Raw genomic sequence first — 18,092 nt, 5'->3', positions numbered from 1 at the left:
ATATGAAAGTTTTTTTTAGATTGGTTAAAATTTATTTGGCTTCTGTTTTTAACTTTAAAAATTTTAAGACTCAAATTCAAAAAAGAAAAAAGAAGGGTGATCAAACCCTTACGAAAAATTCCAAGGCTAAGATACTGGGCTTGGCAATTCTGTTTTTGTTTGTTTTAGCGGAATTTTTACTTATCTTCGGCTTTTTGATTTTCGGTTTATACGGCACTGCAAAGGCGGCAAATAATATCGGTATTCTTTTTGAAATAACTGTAGTTTTTATTTCTTTTATGAGTTTATTATTCGGCTTTATGCTTACAATTTCAACATATTACATAGGAGAGATTGAAGAACAGTTTTTGTCGATGCCCATTAAGCCCCGAACATTGTTTGGGGCAAAGTTTTTTGCAAATTCCATAAATTCTTTGATTACTTCTATTGCGTTTTTTGCAGTTTTAATGGGAATATACGGGTATATGGAGTCTCCTCCCCTTATATTTTATTTCTGGGCTGTCATCTGCGCTCTTGTGATTCCTATGCCTATGATTTCCGTTTGTTATTTTTTTAATATCCTCATTATGCGTTTTACTCGAGTTTTTAAAAATAAAAATATTATCATGGCTGTGAACGGAATTTTAGGAATGGCTCTTGCATTGGGTTTTAATTATATAATCCAATCGGCTTCGGGTTCCGATCCTGAGGCTCTTTATAATATGGTTGAATCTAATGCTGCCGCTTTTCAAACTTACGGTTTATACTATCCTCCGGTAAAACTTGTAGGTTATATTTTGAGTAATCCCGTTTCAGTTTTAAGTCTTTTATATATGATACTGCTTATCGTCTTTTGTGCAGCCCTCCCTGCATTGGTTATAAGTTTTATGTCTAAAATGTATACGGAAAGCTTGATAGGATTTAACGAAAAAAATATAAAAAAATTAGAAACAAAACAGCTTGCGAGTTTTTTAAATAGAAATATAAAAAAATCAAATACCTTTATCTCTTATGTAAAAAGAGAAATTAAAATGATGAACCGCACACCTGTTTATCTTTTAAACGGCCCTTTTTCCATTATATTTATGCCTATATTGATGATCGTAATAAGCATTGCAAAGGGTGTAAATTTAACCGATCTACCTCCTAATATTACCGATTTTATGAACGGCAATGCAGGTTTTGTAATTACCGGTCTCGTTGTAGGCTTTTTAGGTTCAATGACAAATATAGCCGACACAGCTCTTTCAAGGGATGCAAAATTTATACCCTTTATTAAAAGTTTACCTGTAGATATTGCAAGCTTTATGTATGCCAAGCTTGCTCATGCTATGATTTTTGCCGTATTGGCTGTTGTAATAGGGGTCGGTTTTTCAGCTTTTGTTTTTAAGTTCGGTATTTTACATATAATTTTTTCATCATTGATAGCTCTCAGCTTTTCAGCCTTTATGAATTTAGTTTCTTTGTTTTTGGATACAGCTCATCCTAAACTGCATTGGGATAATCCTATTGCTGCAATGAAACAAAATACAAATGTAATTTTTATTATGCTTTTTAATATGATTATTTTGGCTGCATCTGCTTTTGTTATATTTCTTACGATGAATTCTTATATGTGGATTTTGCTGATTTATTTTTGCGGTATTCCTGCAGCCTTGTTTGCAGTATTGATTAAACCATACGGCATTTATGCTGAGAAAAAGATAGCAAGTATTGAATTATAATTACCCGCTAGACTAAAATGACTTTTTCTTGTAAGCTCTTAATATATTATGGAACGACTTAAGTTATATTTTTATTATCTTAAAAACAAGATTCAAAAAAAATATGAATCTAAAAAAGCTCAACCGATAGATAATGAAGAGATTAAGGAAGAAATTTGGGAAGCTGACTTTTCTAAAAAAGAAAAAGCCCGCTTTATTGAAGAAACAGGAGACGGTTATCGCTCTTTGTTTGAAGAAAATCCTAAAGGTAAACCTGCATATTCCTTAGAGTTAAACAGAAAACATCTTTATGCTTGGACTGTAAATCCTGTCTTTAGATATAAAGATTTTATTCTCGATGCAGAAATTGACCTTCCCGATTTTAAAGATGATTTTTTAACCGAAGAAAATAATATAAGTGCAGGCTATTGCGCCGCAGGTTTTTTATTCCGTCATATAAGCGACAAGGCTTTTTACTCTCTCCTTGTTTCGGATAAGGGCTGGATACGCCTTGATGCTGTCGTGAATTCAACACCTATGCCTATTTTAGGCTGGACAAAACCCCTTACCGATATTGATTCGTCCAAATTTAAGATAAAGCTTATTTGTGCGGGAACAAGTATTACTGTTCTTGTCAATAATACGTGGCTGGGAAAATTTGAATCCGATATTGTTCAAGCTGCAGGAAAGATCGCCTTTACAGGTCAAAATTGGGAGTCTCATTCAAAAGTAAAATTTTACTTAAACGAATTTAAAATTATTTCTCAGCCCATTCTTGTTGAAAATACCGACTCTGCTGCAAATAATCCGGATGCAATTTCTCCGGAAGCCTATATTAACCTTGCATCTACCTATTATGCAATGGGCCAATATGTTGCAGCCATATACCAAATAAAACAGGCATGGAAGCTGCGGGAGCCGATTATTCAAGATCATATTTTGGCCGGAAGAATATATTTTGCCCAGCGTTTAAGTGAGGAAGCTGAAAAAGAATTTTTATCGGCCCTTGATATTGAGCATGATAATTATGAAATAATGGCCGAGCTTGCAGGTCTTTATTATCAATCCGGAAATATGAAAAAACTGGGAGCTCTTTTAAAAGATATTCCGAATGATGAAATTGAAAAGTCGGTCTTGCTTTGCTCTTTAAAGGGGCATTTTTTAAATTCTCAAGGAGACCATGAAAAATCGGCTGCCTTTTATGCAAAGGCCTTTGAGCTAAAACCGGATCAGGGCTTATTAAAATATAATGAAGCAAACGAGCTTAACCTTGCCGGTAAAAAGAATGAAGCAATTGATGCTTATGTTGAAGCAGGTAAACTTTTCTTGGCTGAAGAACAATACAATGAAATGGCTGATGTTATAAATGCTCTTGAGCGTCTAGCTCCTGAAGATGAGCGCACTTGGTCTATAAGCGGTAAATTCCATTATGCTTTAGATAATAAAGATGAAGCAAAGGCTAATTTTAAAAAACTATGCGATGCAAAAACAAGTGATTCTACAATATGGTATCTATACGGCCTTCTTATACATGATGAAAGGCCTGAGGAGGCTATAAAGTTTTTTAAAAAGGCTTGTAAGTTGGGACCGGAGCATGGTTTATATCATTTCCGCTTGGCAGAAGCTTTATATTTGATTGGAGAAGACTGCTCGGCATCTCTTTCCGAAGCCTCTGCTCTTGAACCCCATAACGGATGGATTTTTAATTTAAAAGCTCTTTGTGCAATCGATGAAGATGCCTTTTTTGATGCTCAAATCGAAATCGAAAAAGCCCGTAAGCTGCTCCCCGATGAGATAGTTATTTTGGAAAACTATGTAGAGGTTATGCGCCTTCAGGGACGATTAAAAGAATGTGCCCCTCTTTTTGATATTGAAGGCGGTACAGCTGATTTGGCTGCCGAGAGAAACAGAGCGGAAGCTTTTCATATTTATGCCAATGCCTTGTTCTTTGACGAGCAATATGATGAGGCGGATATTTGGTATCAAAAAGCCTTAAAACTTCATCCTACAGATCCTGTTCTTTTAACGGACAAGGCTGAAAATTCTATAGAAATAGGATATTTAAACGATGCTGACGGCCTTTTGGTTAAGGCTATGGATATAGAACCTTCAGAAAGAATATACAGGCTTATTGCCCTCCTTGCTGTAAAAAAGGGAGATTATGCAAGAGCTGAAATTACCCTGCGTAAGGCTATTGAAGAACTGGGCGAATCTGATGAGCTCTTGTTTGATCTTGCAAATCTTTATATTCAAACAAACCGAAAAGAAAAGGCCAAGGAAACAATAAAACTCTTAGCTGATTGTGAAGACCAAAACCGCTTAAAGGAACTTAAAGCTCTTTTAAAAAAATGATTTTAAAGATTAAAAAATCAAAACCTATATCTCCCTTGCCCATTGAGGTCCCTCCTTCAAAAAGCCATTCTATGAGGGCTCTTGTTTTAGCTTCATTTGCTGAAGGTCCTTCCCAAATAAAAAATCTCCTTATGAGCGGAGACACTAAAACGGCTGTATCGGTATTTGAGTCCTTAGGTGTAAAATTTAAAATAGAACAAAAAACTGATTTCTCTGCCGATATAATTGTTTTTCCGCCGACAGGAGGCTTAAAAAAAAGAATCGAAAAGGAAAAACCGATAAAAATCGATGCAGAAAATTCCGGTACTCTTTTTAATTTTTTAGGTTCTATTCTTTCTTTAATGTCTTCCGATTTTATTTTAACCGGAGATTCATCGATTTTAAAGCGGCCCGTGAAGCCCTTAATCGAAATTTATGAGGGGTTAGGCTTAAAATACGAATTTATTGGCAGCTATGAAAAAGCTCCCATACGGGTTTTACCCGGCTCATCTTTAATCAAAAACCTTAAAGAAAAAACACTCTGTCTTGAGGGTGATTTTTCTCAAGTTGTAAGCGGACTCCTGCTTGGAGCCGGCTTACTCAACTTTCCATTACAAATAAACCTAAAAAGAGCAGGGGAGCTTCCCTATTTAAAAATGACCCTTCATTGGCTTAAAACTTGCGGTATTAAATTTGATGTTTCGGACGATTTTAAAACTTTTAAGATTATGGAAGGTCAAAAAATTTCTTCCTTTTCGGCAAGCATTCCGGCCGATTGGTCCAGTGCTGCATTTCCCGTTGCCTTAGCCCTGATTACTGCTTCCTCTCTTGTCATAAAAAATATAGATATAAATGATGTACAAGGGGATTCGAGGATAGTAAAAATATTAAAAGAAATGAATGCGGATATCCGCTTTGAGGAGAAATCTCAAAGCCTTAAAATTTTTCCTTCAAATTTGAAGGGCGGAACCTTTGACTGTTCCGATATTCCGGATGCAGTTCCGGCTCTTTCGGCGATGGCCTCTTTTGCAAATGGTAAAACTATTTTAAAAAATATAGAAATCTGCCGTTACAAAGAGTGTGATAGGCTTTTTGCAATTGCCTCAGAATTAAAAAAACTTGGGGCAGATATTACGGAGGGAAGGGATTTTTTAATTGTTCGCGGAACCGGAGGAAAAGACCTAAGACCTGCTAAAGTTTCTTCCCATGGAGATCACCGAATAGCTATGATGCTTATGGTGATGGGTGCCGGTATCGATAATCAAGATGATTCTGATTTTATCCTTCAAGATGCCGGATGTTTTGATATAAGCTATCCATCTTTTTTGGATGAGCTTAAAAATATGAATGTAAGTATAACTGAAAAATAAATGGACGGAACATAAAACATAAAATTCCTATTGACCATTGCAAAAATAAGGTGTAGACTGTTTCTTATGAAAGATAAGATAATTGACGCAGCGATTAGACGCGTTCCGGACTTTCCTAAAAAGGGAATTCTTTTTTATGATATTACAGGTATTTTGGTTAATCCAAAGGTTTTTAGTTATTGCCTTGACAAAATGACGGAAATGTACAAGGGAGAAAAGATAGATGCTGTCGCAGCCATTGAAGCGAGAGGCTTTATCTTTGCCGCCCCCTTTGCCTATAAAATGGGAATACCGCTTATTTTAATCCGCAAAAAGGGAAAACTCCCCGGAGAAACTTACTCCGCTTCGTATGACCTTGAGTACGGACAAGCCTCTGTTGAAGTACATAAAACCGATGTAGTAAAAGGTCAAAACGTCCTTCTTTTAGACGACCTGATTGCCACAGGAGGAACCTTAAATGCCGCCCGAAGTATTTTAGAAGAGGGCGGGGCAAAGGTTGTAGGTTTTTGCGGAGTTGTAGGCCTTCCTTTTTTAAATTATACCAAGGTGCTTGGAGATTTGCCTGTAAAAACCCTTATAGAATATGACAGTGAAAAAATTTAATTCTGTTTTTAAGATTTTTGATTTTTTCTGCCTTGCATATTTTTGATTTATATGGTAAAATCTAAAAGTCGTTTTGTAATTTTTGCTAAACGGTTTTTAAAATTAGGATTTATGCTTTATTATACAGTATTTGGAGTTATGATATGACTAAAACAAAAGGAAAAGTAGTCGGTATTAACGGTAACATGATAAGCGTTGCTTTTGAAGGCTTGGTTACCCTTAACGAGGTAGGCTATGTTGAGGTTGGTTCAAAAAAACTAAAAAGCGAGGTAATCCGTATTCGGGGAGAAGTAGCTCAGCTTCAAGTATTTGAAATTACAAAGGGAATAAAGGTCGGTGATATCGTAGAGTTTACCGGAGATCTTCTTTCCGTTGAGTTAGGCCCCGGTCTTTTAGGCCAAGTTTATGACGGCCTGCAAAACCCCTTGCCTGAGCTTGCAGAACAAGCCGGCTATTTTTTGGAAAGAGGTATCTACTTAAATGCTCTCTCCCGCACGGCAAAATGGCATTTTACTCCCTCTGCTAACGAAGGAGATACATTAAAGCGAGCAGACTTGCTGGGAACCGTACCTGAAGGCAGTTTTACCCACCGTATCATGATTCCTTTTAATATGTATGGAACTTATAAATTAAAATCTATAAAATCTGAAGGCGATTATACCGTAGACGATACAATAGCCGAGGTTACGGACGAAAGAGGAAACGTAATACCTATTACCATGAGTTTTAAGTGGCCTGTAAAACGTGCAATCGACTGTTATGCAGAGCGCTTAAAGCCGACGGAAACCTTGGTTACAAAGATGAGAACAATGGATACATTTTTCCCTGTTGCTAAGGGCGGAACCTATTGTATTCCCGGTCCATTCGGTGCAGGAAAAACCGTTTTGCAGCATGCTACCAGCCGAAATGCCGATGTCGACATCGTTATTATTGCAGCCTGCGGTGAGCGTGCCGGTGAAGTTGTAGAAACTCTTACCGAATTCCCTGAGCTTAAAGACCCCAAAACGGGCCGAACCCTCATGGAGAGAACTATAATTATCTGTAATACGTCTTCAATGCCTGTTGCTGCCCGTGAAGCTTCGGTTTATACAGGCGTAACTCTCGCAGAATACTACCGTCAAATGGGCTTGGACGTTCTTCTTCTTGCAGACTCTACCAGCCGATGGGCTCAGGCTCTTCGAGAAATGTCGGGCCGCTTGGAAGAAATTCCCGGAGAAGAAGCATTCCCTGCCTATCTTGAATCCTACATCGCCGCCTTCTACGAAAGAGCCGGTATTGTCCGTCTAAGCGACGGTTCAAAGGGTTCCGTTACAATCGGCGGAACGGTATCTCCTGCGGGCGGTAACTTTGAAGAGCCCGTAACTCAAGCTACCTTAAAAGTAGTAGGAGCCTTCCACGGTCTTTCACGAGAAAGATCCGATGCCCGAAAGTATCCGGCAATTCATCCCCTCGATTCTTGGTCAAAATATCCCAGCGTTCTTCCTTTAGAACAAGTTAAATACGGAAGAAGTTTTTTACGCCGAGGAACCGAGGTTGAGCAGATGATGAAGGTTGTAGGTGAAGAAGGAACAAGTATAGAAGACTTTATCGTTTACTTAAAAGGCGACTTACTCGATGCCGTTTACTTACAGCAAAACTCATTTGATAAGGTAGACGATGCAGTTTCGGTTGAGCGCCAACAGCACATATATAATATTTTGATTGAAATTTTAGGTACTTCATTTAAATTTATTTCAAAGGATGAAGCCCGCTCTTATTTCAGCAAACTTAAACTTATGTTTATCGACTATAACTACTCGCCTTGGGGCTCGGATGCATTTAAATCCCATGAAGACGGAATTAAAAAGCACATCGCCGAAAAAGCGGATAGCTTAGATGAGAGTGCAAAAAAATTATTGAAGCAGGCGGTGTAAGATGAAAAAGGTATATAGTAAAATAGAATCGATTAACGGTTCGGTTATTACGGTTAAGGCCGACGGCGTATCATACGGAGAATTGGCTGAAGTTCAAACCCGTTTCGGAGCCTCTCTTGCAGAAGTCAATAAGCTTGACGGAGACTTGGTTTCATTGCAGGTTTTTGCAGGAGGCCGAGGTGTTTCAACTGGAGATGAGGTACGCTTTTTAGGCAAGGAAATGCAGGTAAGCTATTCAGAAGACTTGCTCGGCCGTATTTTTAACGGTTCAGGTGATCCGCGGGATTCAGGCCCTGCCTTAAAGGATAACATGATTCCCATAGGCGGCCCTTCGGTAAACCCTTCAAAACGTATTCTTGCAAACAGAATGATTAGAACCGGTATTCCGATGATCGACGTATTTAACACCCTCGTCGTTTCTCAAAAGCTTCCCATATTTTCAAGTTCCGGTGAGCCTTATAACGAGCTTTTAGCCCGAATAGCCATGCAGGCCGAGGTTGATGTAATTATCTTGGGCGGAATGGGCTTAAAATATGACGATTATCTTTATTTTAAGGACACCCTTGAAGAAGCCGGTGCTTTGAGCCGAACGGCCATGTTCGTTCATACGGCAGCTGACCCTACGGTTGAGTGCCTTATGATTCCCGATATGTGTCTTGCGGTTGCAGAAAAATTTGCCATTGCGGGCAAGAACGTTTTGGTTCTTTTAACCGATATGACAAACTTTGCAGATGCAATGAAAGAAATAGCCATTATTCAGGAACAGGTTCCTTCAAACCGAGGTTATCCCGGAGACCTTTACAGTCAGCTTGCAGCCCGCTATGAAAAGGCTGTAGACTTTGCCGATGCAGGTTCCGTTACGGTCTTGGCCGTTACAACAATGCCCGGAGATGATGTAACGCATCCGGTTCCCGATAACACCGGTTATATTACCGAGGGGCAGTTCTATCTTAAAAACGGACGAATCGAGCCCTTCGGAAGCCTTTCACGATTAAAGCAAAACGTAAACGGTAAAACAAGGGATGACCACCGTGCCTTGATGGACAATATGATTAAGCTCTACGCCTCATATAAAGATACCTTGGAAAAGAAGTCCATGGGCTTTATGATGAGCGAATGGGACGAAAAGCTCCTAAAATACGGTGCAAAATTCGAATCGGGAATGATGGACTTGTCCGTAAACATTCCGCTTGAAGATGCCCTCAATCTAGGCTGGAAAATTCTTGCCGAATGTTTTACCCGTGAAGAGACAGGTATTAAATCCGAGTTGGTAAATAAGTACTGGCCGGCAAACTAAAGGGTAGGCTATGGCGATAAAACTGACAAAAAATGAGCTAAAGAATCAAAAAGAATCTTTAAAAATGTACAGAAGATACTTGCCGACTCTTCAGCTCAAAAAACAGCAGCTTCAAACCGAAATCCGCACCATCGAAGCAAGGGCTAAAGAAGTAAGGCTTCACAGGGATGCCCTTAATCGGGAATTCGAAGACTGGGTAGCGGTATTCGGCGAGCAAGATGTTTTTCAGCCCTCGATGGTTAAGATAAAAGAGCTTTTAACTTCAACCGGAAATATTGCGGGGGTGAGTATCCCTGTTTTTTCCGGTGCTGAATTTGAACGCTCTAAGTATGATCTTTATAAGACTCCTCTTTGGGTTGATACGGCTGCCGAAAAATTGCAGGAAGTTTTGAGCTTAGACCTTGAGGCAAAGGTACTTGATGAACAAGTCCGCCTATTAAATTCGGAGCTTAGAACTACTACCCAGCGCGTAAACCTCTTTGAAAAGGTTAAAATACCCGAAACTAGGGCAAACATAAAAAAGATTACGGTTTATTTGGGAGACCAGCAGGTTGCAGCTGTTGTTCGCGGTAAGATTTCAAAAAAGAACCTTGAAAAGGTTCATCATAAGGATGAAGCTCTATGATTGTACCGATGAAAAAAGTAACTCTTTTAGTCTTAAAAAAAGAGCAGCGTCATGCCTTAAAAGATTTAAGAAAATTAGGGCTTTTACATATTGAAGACCGTCCTGCAAGCGGTACTTTAATAAACGAGCTAAGATCCGAAAAAAACGATATAACTCTTGCTATGAGCCTTTTAACGGAATATCTTCCCAAAAAAGAGAAAAAAGGAGTAACGCCTCCCTCTCTTTTAAGCGAAGAAGATACCCTTACCTTTGTAGATTCCGTCTTGTCCTTAACTGCTTCTTATAAGAGCAATATGGAAGAATCTGCAAGGCTTTCAGGCGAAATAGCATCTTATGCAGAGTGGGGAGAAATAAATACTTCCGATTTTAATTTCTTGGAAGAAAAAGGTATCTATCTTTTTCCTGCAACTACCTCATTAAAAACTTATTCTTCCCTTTCCGAAGATATTAAGACTATTTTAGTGGGGAAGGGGAAAACGGGGGTAAGGTTTTTAATCTGGAGTGAAACAAATGCTCTTCCGGCTGACTTGCCTCAGGATATTATCCCCTTAAAACTTCCTGAAACTTCCGTAAAGGCCTTAAAAGAGAAACTTAAAAGTTTAATGGCTAAGATTTCTTCTTACAAGCAGGAAATGACAAAGATGTCTGCCTACTTAAACTCTCTCCGTGCCTTGGACGAAATTGTAACCAAGAAGCTTCAATTTGAGATTGTGCATGAGGGTATGCAGACAATAGATTTCGGAGATCAAGATGATAAAGAGAGGGTTCAGCTTGTTTGGCTCACGGGTTATATTCCATGCGAAGATGAAACTAAACTTTCCTCCCTTGCAAAGGAAAAGTCTTGGGCCTATATTTCTCAAGATCCCGAAGAAGAAGATCCTGTACCTACAAAGATAAAGCGAAATAAGATTGTAAATCTGATTTCTCCCTTAATCGACTTTTTGGGTACTGTTCCGGGATATACGGAGCCTGATATTTCTCTTTGGTTCCTGCTCTTTTCCGGAATTTTCTTTGCAATGATATTCGGGGATGCCGGTTACGGTGCCGTTTTGTTATTGATTTCAATTATTTTGATTTTAAAAACAAAGGCAAAAAAACAAAAAGTTCCTACAGCTTTTTATATGTTCGGCTATTTGGGGCTTATGACCGTTATTTGGGGTACCTTGGTTTGTAACTGGTTCGGTATGTCTACCGAAATTGTACCGTCTTTTCTTAAAAAATTGGCTGTACCTGCGATTGCAAACTTTACCCCTGAGGATGTACGCAATCAAAACCAGATTTTGCTTTGCTTTACCCTAGGCTTAACCCAGCTGATGATAGCCCATGTAGTAAGTTTATTTAGGAACATTAAGTCCCCTAAATTCCTTGCCGATGTAGGCTCTCTTTCGATGCTTGGCGGAATGTATTTTGTGGTTTTAAACCTTGTTGTAGATTCCCAAAAGTATGCAATAAATAATACCGTGCTCCTTGCGATAGGTGCGGGTTTTGCTTTAAACTTTATCTTTGTAAACTATTCTACAGGAATAGGGCAGGCTATTGTTGAAAGCCTAAAAAATATTATCAATATGCTTTTGGGCGTAGTAAACGTATTTGCAGATATTATGAGCTACATAAGACTTTGGGCTGTAGGTCTTGCAGGAGGCGCTATAAGTGCAACCGTAAACGAGATGGCAGGCCCTGCCTTAGGAGGTTTTATAATCTTTGCAGGTGTCTTACTTTTATTGTTCGGACACGGTCTTAACTATATTATGAACGTGCTTTCCGTTATAGTCCACGGTGTTCGATTGAATACCTTGGAATTCTCTAATCATGTGGGCTTGACTTGGTCGGGCTTTAAATATGAACCCTTTAACGAATAAATTTGGAGGAAGGATATGACTTTTGGTTTTTTTGGTGCTGCTGCTGCGTTGGGTATTTCAGCTATCGGTTCTGCAATCGGTCTTGCAATTGCAGGTCAGTCAACAATCGGTGCATGGAAGCGCTGTTATTTAAATAACAAGCCCGCTCCCTTCAGTTTGGTCGCCTTTGCAGGCGCTCCTCTTACGCAGACTCTTTACGGTTTCTTGCTTATGAACAGGATGCTTACATCATCCCAGAGCGATTGGTTCTTATTGGGCTTAGGCCTTGTTTGCGGTGTTTCTATCGCAGCATCTGCTATTGCTCAAGGTAAGGCTTCTGCTTCAGGTTCCGATGCTATGGCTGAAACAGGAAAGGGCTTTGTACAGTACATTACTATCGTAGGTCTTTGCGAAACCGTTGCTCTTTTCGTAATGGTCTTCGGCATGATGAAATGCTAAAGCCTACAGTATGCGGCATGATGAAATGCTAGGCCTTAGCCGGTTTTAGCCGGGTATTGACTAAGATAGTATTTTTTGATATTCTATGAAAACTCCGGCTCGCAGAAAATGCGGGCCTCAGAAATGTGTCCATAGGAGGGAACATGAGAAACTATGAACTTATGACGGTTTTTCCGGTTGAAGAGGATCTCTATAAACCGGGAATAGATGCTCTACATTCAATTCTGGCGGATTTCGGTGTTCAGATCAAATCTGAAGAGCCTTTCGGCGATCGGGATTTAGCTTATGAAATCAAAAAGAAGACAAAGGGACGTTATGTGCTTTTCAACATTGAAGCAGATCCTGCAAAGATGATTGAATTGGACAAGCGTTTTAAGCTGATCACTCAGATGTTGACCTATCTTTTTGTTCGTTTAGAGGACTAAAAAGGAGACTTTATGGCAGATATAAACCATGTAGTATTGGTAGGCCGCTTAACTAGAGATGCTGAGCTTAAATATACGTCTTCCGGTATTGCGGTTTGTAATTTTGCTATAGCTGTCAACAGAAGACGGAAAACAGGCGATGACTGGAGCGAAGAAGCAAGTTTTTTTGACGTGGTTCTTTGGGGCCGGCAGGGTGAAGCCCTAAACCAGTACCTTGTAAAAGGTAAACAGGTTGCTATTGACGGAGAGCTTAGGCAAAACCGTTGGGAGCAAGACGGACAAACCCGCAGCAAGGTTGAAATTGTAGCTAACAATATTCAGCTTGTCGGAGGCTCGGCAGGTCAGGGCGGACAATCACAGTCCGCACCGCAGCGCCAAGGATCATATCAGGGCGGCGGAAATAATCAGTATAATGATGGAAATCAGGCACCTTCTGCTTATCAAAGAAGACAGGATCCTTCTTATGATGATTACCAGCCGGATATGGGAAATTCAGATTTGGATAATATTCCATTTTAAGGAGATTTAAATGTCGGATGAAACAATGAATGATGTAGACATGGAAGCTAACATGCAGGATAATATTCGCGAAGGCGAAGACAAAAGAAAGGGCAGAGCTTTTTACCGCAAAAAGGTTTGCCGTTTTTGTACGCAAAAGTTAAAGATCGATTATAAAGAACCGGATGCCTTACGTCGCTTTATAACCGAGCGAGGTAAGATTCTTCCCAGAAGAATTACCGGAACTTGTGCAAAACACCAGCGAAAACTTGCCGTTGAAATTAAGCGTGCAAGAGCTGTTGCATTGCTTCCTTTCGTTATGAACGAGTAGAATTTTTAGTGTAAGCAGCGGCCTAAAGCTTTATTGCGTTATGGTTTTTGCTTACATTAAATAAAACTATTAAGCCCTTTCCGACTCCCGGAATTGGGCGGATATTTTTTTAGGAGCTTGTATATGAAAGTAATTTTAAATGAAGATGTTAAGTATCTCGGAGAAGAAGGAGATATTAAGAATGTAGCCAAGGGTTATGCCCGAAACTACCTCTTCCCCAGGAACTTAGCTGTTCCTTGTAATGAGTTTACTCTGGCTCATTTTGAATCACGCAAAGAAGAAATTGAAGCTAAAAAGGCTGCAAAACGCCAAGATGCAGCAGGCCTTAAAGAAAGACTTGAGGCTCTTTCAATTAAGGTTCTTATGCCTGCAGGACCTAACGGAAAACTTTATGGTGCCGTTACAACCCAAACTCTTTTTGATGAGCTTCAAAAACTTGATTTCGATATTGAAAGAAAGCGTATCGAAATTCCGGGTCAGACCGTTAAGAGTACCGGTGTGCATAAGGCCATTATAAAACTTTATGAAAATACCTCGGCAGAAATATCTTTTACGGTAGAAGCTCAAATTACCGAAGAAAAACCGGCTAAGACTTCAGATCGAAAGGGACGCAAGCCTCGCAGAGAAGATGTAGTTTCGGCTGAAAATACTTCGGCTGAGGGTGCCGAAGAACCATCCGTATCTGAAGAAGTTCAGATTTCAGAATCGGAAAATTAGTATTTTACTAAAAATATGCGGATTAATATCCGCATATTTTTAATTTTTTTAGGCAATATGAATGGTAAAAATATAAAACCGGACTCCAAATATAAGCAGTTTACTATTCGTTTTTTAAATCGTTCAATTAGATTTTTAACCGTATCCGTTTTTGTTCTTCTATTTTTTAATTTTTTTAGTAATTTTCAAGATTTTTTAGATGCCAGTCTTTTTGTTATATTAAATGTTTTGATAAGTTTTTGTGTGCTGCTGGCAATCTTCACTTTTTGTTCTATTTTATTTAAAGTTTTTTTTATGATCCGCTATAAAGAAAAAGCTCATATTTTAAAATTTATTGCAGATGCCTTTTTGTTTTTTATGTCGATTATATTAGCTCTTATTTTTTCGTTTCTTGTAGTGCTGGCCGCCGGAAATGCTTAAAAAAACTGCCGTTAGGTTTAAACAACCTTGCCGGCAGTCTATTAGGTTTATGCTGTTTTTTCGTCGATTAAGCGTATTTTAGGCTTTATTGAGGAGTTCTCAATCATTTTTTTATTTACAACAAGTTCTTTTTTTCCTTGTAAAGACGGTGCCTCAAACATTGCATCCAGCATAAGTTTTTCGACTATAGAGCGCAATCCCCGTGCGCCTGTGTTTTGATCGATTGCCTGTTGAGCTATGGCCGTGATTGCTCCATCGTCAAAATGAAGATCTACATTATCAAGTTTAAAAGTCGCTTGGAATTGTTTGATTATGGCATTTTTAGGTTCAACCAAAATACGGGTTAAATCTTCTTTTGTAAGCTCATTTAAGGCTACCTTTATCGGGATTCGACCTATTAATTCGGGGATAAGGCCGAACTTTACCAAATCATCGGGTGAAACCTGATCATATAACTCCGTAAGATTTTTTTCGTTCAGTTTTTTTACTTCGGCACCGAAACCTATGGGCTTTGTAGAGATACGGGCTTCCACTATCTTGTCCAGACCTACAAAGGCTCCGCCGCAGATAAAAAGAATATTTGTTGTGTCTATTTTAAGCATATCCTGATTAGGATGCTTTCTGCCGCCCTGAGGAGGAACAGAGGCTGAGGTTCCTTCGATTATTTTTAAAAGGGCCTGCTGAACACCTTCGCCCGATACATCTCGCGTAATGGAAACATTTTCGCTCTTTCTGGAAATTTTATCTATTTCATCGATAAAGATGATACCTCTTTCGGCTTCCTTTATATCCCCGTTTGCATTTTGAATAAGCTTAAGCAGGATATTTTCGACATCCTCTCCTACATAGCCTGCTTCCGTTAAGGTTGTTGCATCGGCAATTGCAAAAGGTACCTTCATCTTTTGAGCAAGAGTTCTTGCTAAAAGAGTTTTTCCCGATCCTGTAGGTCCAAGCAGGAGGACATTAGATTTTTCGATAACTACATCATCTTTAGCGGGAGGATTCATAATTCTTTTATAATGATTGTATACGGCAACCGATAATACTCTCTTAGCCTGTTCTTGGCCTATTACATATTCATCAAGGTAGTCTTTTAATTCTTGAGGGGTAGGGATAGGTCCGGATCTTGCTACGGGGCGTACCGTTCGGTATGATTTTATATAACTTTCGCAAAGGTCAACACATCTATCGCAGATACATATTCCTCCGGGTCCGGGTACTATGAACCTATCATCGCTTTCCGGTTTATTGCAAAACGAGCATATTAAAGCCCCGCCCATTCTATTTCTAGCCATCTTTTCTCCTATTCATAACAGAATCTATTATACCGTATGTTAAGGCTTCTTCGGCAGACATAAAAAAATCTCTTTCCATATCGGCTGCTACCTGCTTTTCCGTTTTGCCGGTATTTTCCGCAAAGTATTTAATGGTAAGTTTTTTTAATCTTACAATTTCCTTGGCTTGGATATTTATATCTACGGCCTGTCCTTGCACCCCGCCCCATGGTTGATGAATCATAACACGGGATGAAGGAAGGGCATAGCGTTTGTTTTTTGCTCCTCCCGCCAAAAGGACTGCTCCCATACTTGCACATTGCCCCAAGCAAATTGTTTGTACATCGGGACGAATATGCTGCATAGTATCGTAAATCGCAAGGCCTGCCGTTACAGAGCCTCCGGGACTGTTTATATAAAGGCTGATATCCTTATCGGGATTTTGGGCCTCTAAAAATAAAAGCTGGGCTACAACCAAATCAGCCGACATATCGCTTATTTCTCCGTCTACAAAGATAATTCTATCCTTTAAAAGACGCGAGAAAATATCATAACTGCGTTCTCCGTTTCCGGTTTGTTCAATTACATAAGGTACAAGTGTACTCATTTTTTTTCCTTAAAACAGCAAAATTTAATCTTTTAAGAGTTCTTCAAAGGTAATTTTTTTGCCTTTTTTGATTGTCGATTTTTCATAAAGAGCTTTAAAAAGTTTTTCTTCTTTTAGACCTTCGCTTAAATATTCTTTTTCGCGAGGGTTGGAATAATATTTTTTCAGCTCATCAAGAGAAATATCCATTCTTTCGGATAAACGGACATATTCGGCTTCAATCTCGTCATCGCTTACTTCAATATTTTTTTCTTTAAGAAGGGTTTCAATTAAAACTCTTTCTTTTAAGGTCTTTTCGGAATCCTCTCTCCAGCCTTCTAAAAGAGCTGCTTTTGATTGCGGGCCTTTACCGAACATTTTTTCAAGTTCTTCAGGCGTGGTTCTAAATTGATTAGCCATCATCATCCATCTGGATTCAAGTTCTGCTCTTACCATAGATTCGGGCAGGTCTATTGTATGCTCCTTAACCATTTGTTCGGTTAAAGCATTTTTTTGTAAAGATTTGATTTTTTCTTCTACACTTATTTCAAACTTTTTCTTGATATCGGCCTTTAATTCGTCCAAGTTCTTATACTTTTCGTTTATGTCTTGAGCAAAGTCATCATCAAGTGCCGGTAAATCCTTGTACTTAAGGGCTGTAAGAGTTACCTTTATTTTCTTTGTTTTTCCGGCAAGGTCCTTGTTTGAATCGTCCTCGGGGAAGGTCTTTGTGATTTCCTTAGATTCACCTTTTTTCATGCCGATTATATCATCATCAATCTTATAGATATTTAGACCTGAACCTATTGTAAATACAAAGTCTTGTCTTTCAGTGCCTGAAATAGTTTTTCCTTCATCGTCAAGTTCGCAATAATCGATTGTTGCAATATGATCTTTTTCAGCTGAAGTTCCTTCTTTGCAGGCTGTAACGAGGGCATTCCTTTCTTGAAGTCTTTCAAGTTCTTTTTTTATGTCGTCATCGGAAACGCTTGCTTCCGGCACTTCAATAGTAAAGCCTTCGGTTTTTTTAATTTCTACCTTGGGGAAGACATCATAGTTGACCGTAAAAGAAAAGTCTTCATCAACTTTTAATTCCGGTTTTTCGTTTAGTTCGGGATAAGAGTAGGGGAGAGGTCTTTCATATTCATCAAGAGATTCAAAGATTTCTTTTAAAGAATCTTCGATTAGGTCTCCTGCAAGGTCTCCCTTGATAGCATCGCCATATTTTGTTTCAAGTACGGATACGGGAACCTTTCCTTTTCTAAATCCCGGTATTTGAAGCTCTTTTGAATATTTGTTGAGCAATTTTTTATAGCTTTCTTGAACATCAGATTTTTTTATTTTTACTGAAAGTTCCGCATGTGATTTTTCTTTAAGAGTTATGTTCTTTTCGTAGTCCATTTTTCCTTCCTTAGAGTTGATTTTAAGACAGCCCTTTATATAAAAGGGTATAAAAAAAAGCGATCCGTTCACCGAATCGCTTTAGAAGCGGGAAACGAGGATTGAACTCGCGACATCCACCTTGGCAAGGTGGCGCTCTACCACTGAGCTATTCCCGCAATTCTACTCCACTTTTTGTTTTGTGGAATTGTGCGAGAGGAGGGACTTGAACCCTCACGCCGAAGCACTAGATCCTAAGTCTAGCGTGTCTGCCAATTCCACCACTCTCGCTTAACAGTGAGCGTGTGTATAATATACATAAACCCAAAAAATGTCAAGTATT

Annotated in this window: 17 protein-coding genes and 2 tRNA genes; 14 read left to right on the top strand and 5 right to left on the bottom strand. The window is 39.1% G+C overall.

From position 1 onward, the window contains the following. The first annotated feature begins 2 nt into the window (after window positions 1-2). From E4N78_RS08050 to E4N78_RS07985, 14 genes are all read left to right on the top strand, one after another. Complete coding sequence (locus E4N78_RS08050; protein ID WP_255810044.1) at window positions 3-1,703, top strand: hypothetical protein; 1,701 nt, start codon at window positions 3-5, stop codon at window positions 1,701-1,703. A gap of 48 nt (window positions 1,704-1,751) precedes the next feature. After that, on the top strand, window positions 1,752-4,034 hold the full coding sequence (locus tag E4N78_RS08045) for a tetratricopeptide repeat protein (protein WP_255810043.1): 2,283 nt from the start codon (window positions 1,752-1,754) through the stop codon (window positions 4,032-4,034). Beyond that, window positions 4,031-5,383 carry a 3-phosphoshikimate 1-carboxyvinyltransferase gene (gene aroA / locus E4N78_RS08040; protein WP_255810042.1) on the top strand — a complete coding sequence of 451 codons (1,353 nt, stop codon included), beginning with the start codon at window positions 4,031-4,033 and terminating at the stop codon, window positions 5,381-5,383. The genes E4N78_RS08045 and aroA overlap by 4 nt, the downstream gene beginning before the upstream one ends. Window positions 5,384-5,449: 66 nt before the next feature. Further along, window positions 5,450-5,986 (top strand): adenine phosphoribosyltransferase, encoded by a 537-nt coding sequence (locus E4N78_RS08035; protein WP_255810041.1) that lies wholly within the window; start codon window positions 5,450-5,452, stop codon window positions 5,984-5,986. Between the two features lie 143 nt (window positions 5,987-6,129). Beyond that, window positions 6,130-7,899 carry a V-type ATP synthase subunit A gene (locus tag E4N78_RS08030; RefSeq protein WP_255810040.1) on the top strand — a complete coding sequence of 590 codons (1,770 nt, stop codon included), beginning with the start codon at window positions 6,130-6,132 and terminating at the stop codon, window positions 7,897-7,899. Between the two features lies 1 nt (window position 7,900). Then, complete coding sequence (locus E4N78_RS08025) at window positions 7,901-9,196, top strand: V-type ATP synthase subunit B (protein ID WP_255804388.1); 1,296 nt, start codon at window positions 7,901-7,903, stop codon at window positions 9,194-9,196. A 10-nt stretch (window positions 9,197-9,206) separates the two neighbouring features. Next, the gene (locus tag E4N78_RS08020) at window positions 9,207-9,821 is read left to right on the top strand and encodes a V-type ATP synthase subunit D (RefSeq protein WP_255804387.1); all 615 of its coding nucleotides are present in this window, start codon (window positions 9,207-9,209) and stop codon (window positions 9,819-9,821) included. Further along, window positions 9,818-11,680: a V-type ATPase 116kDa subunit family protein gene (locus E4N78_RS08015; RefSeq protein ID WP_255810039.1), complete on the top strand. Its 1,863-nt coding sequence runs from the start codon at window positions 9,818-9,820 to the stop codon at window positions 11,678-11,680. The genes E4N78_RS08020 and E4N78_RS08015 overlap by 4 nt, the downstream gene beginning before the upstream one ends. 15 nt (window positions 11,681-11,695) lie before the next feature. Next, the gene (locus tag E4N78_RS08010) at window positions 11,696-12,118 is read left to right on the top strand and encodes an ATP synthase subunit K (RefSeq protein WP_002669353.1); all 423 of its coding nucleotides are present in this window, start codon (window positions 11,696-11,698) and stop codon (window positions 12,116-12,118) included. A 143-nt stretch (window positions 12,119-12,261) separates the two neighbouring features. Continuing rightward, window positions 12,262-12,543, top strand: a complete 282-nt coding sequence (gene rpsF / locus E4N78_RS08005; protein WP_002669351.1) for a 30S ribosomal protein S6 — start codon at window positions 12,262-12,264, stop codon at window positions 12,541-12,543. Window positions 12,544-12,555: 12 nt separating this feature from the next. Continuing rightward, window positions 12,556-13,062, top strand: coding sequence for a single-stranded DNA-binding protein (locus tag E4N78_RS08000; RefSeq protein WP_255810038.1), 507 nt, complete (start codon window positions 12,556-12,558; stop codon window positions 13,060-13,062). Between the two features lie 40 nt (window positions 13,063-13,102). Continuing rightward, window positions 13,103-13,372, top strand: coding sequence for a 30S ribosomal protein S18 (rpsR, locus tag E4N78_RS07995; RefSeq protein WP_370645032.1), 270 nt, complete (start codon window positions 13,103-13,105; stop codon window positions 13,370-13,372). A gap of 123 nt (window positions 13,373-13,495) precedes the next feature. Then, window positions 13,496-14,089: a 50S ribosomal protein L9 gene (gene rplI / locus E4N78_RS07990; RefSeq protein WP_255810036.1), complete on the top strand. Its 594-nt coding sequence runs from the start codon at window positions 13,496-13,498 to the stop codon at window positions 14,087-14,089. A gap of 57 nt (window positions 14,090-14,146) precedes the next feature. Beyond that, window positions 14,147-14,509: a hypothetical protein gene (locus E4N78_RS07985; protein WP_255810035.1), complete on the top strand. Its 363-nt coding sequence runs from the start codon at window positions 14,147-14,149 to the stop codon at window positions 14,507-14,509. A 47-nt stretch (window positions 14,510-14,556) separates the two neighbouring features. Here E4N78_RS07985 and clpX read toward each other — a convergent pair whose 3' ends face one another. The 5 genes from clpX to E4N78_RS07960 form a co-directional block, all read right to left on the bottom strand. After that, a complete protein-coding gene (clpX, locus tag E4N78_RS07980; RefSeq protein ID WP_255810034.1) occupies window positions 14,557-15,804 on the bottom strand; it encodes an ATP-dependent Clp protease ATP-binding subunit ClpX in 1,248 nt (415 codons plus the stop codon). Then, window positions 15,797-16,390 carry an ATP-dependent Clp endopeptidase proteolytic subunit ClpP gene (clpP, locus tag E4N78_RS07975; protein ID WP_255810033.1) on the bottom strand — a complete coding sequence of 198 codons (594 nt, stop codon included), beginning with the start codon at window positions 16,388-16,390 and terminating at the stop codon, window positions 15,797-15,799. Before clpP ends, clpX begins: the two co-directional genes overlap by 8 nt. Before the next feature lie 24 nt (window positions 16,391-16,414). Next, the gene (gene tig / locus E4N78_RS07970) at window positions 16,415-17,770 is read right to left on the bottom strand and encodes a trigger factor (RefSeq protein WP_255810032.1); all 1,356 of its coding nucleotides are present in this window, start codon (window positions 17,768-17,770) and stop codon (window positions 16,415-16,417) included. A gap of 86 nt (window positions 17,771-17,856) precedes the next feature. Continuing rightward, window positions 17,857-17,928: transfer RNA gene (locus E4N78_RS07965), tRNA-Gly, on the bottom strand. A gap of 32 nt (window positions 17,929-17,960) precedes the next feature. Further along, window positions 17,961-18,040 (bottom strand) — tRNA-Leu (locus tag E4N78_RS07960). Between the last annotated feature and the right edge of the window lie 52 nt (window positions 18,041-18,092).

The sequence above is a fragment of the Treponema denticola genome (assembly GCF_024400535.1).
Classification (GTDB): domain Bacteria; phylum Spirochaetota; class Spirochaetia; order Treponematales; family Treponemataceae; genus Treponema_B; species Treponema_B denticola_C.
Note: the sequence above shows the minus strand (reverse complement) of the source record. Positions and strands in the feature narration are given on the sequence as shown.